At 35.1% G+C, this 282-nt stretch carries 1 rRNA gene; it reads right to left on the reverse strand.

What is annotated here, in order from left to right:
• Positions 1-156: 156 nt before the first annotated feature.
• A 23S ribosomal RNA gene (locus M3226_RS31875) occupies positions 157-282 on the reverse strand; the annotation flags it as partial.

Consider the following 282-nt stretch of genomic DNA (forward strand, 5'->3'; position numbering starts at 1 on the left):
GTGTGACCTTCTCGCCATTATTACCAGACTATTTATTCGACACTATTTTATTATAATGTCTTTTTCATATTTTGCAAGAGAAAATTTTATTTTTTTCATTCTCTCAAAACTAGATAATGTAGAAGAAGAAGTAAAAACGAGTTTAATCATTAATGTATGGTTAAGTCCTCGATCGATTAGTATCAGTCAGCTCCACATGTCGCCACGCTTCCACCTCTGACCTATCAACCTGATCATCTTTCAGGGATCTTACTAGCTTGACGCTATGGGAAATCTCATCTT

Source organism: Neobacillus cucumis (genome assembly GCF_023715505.1).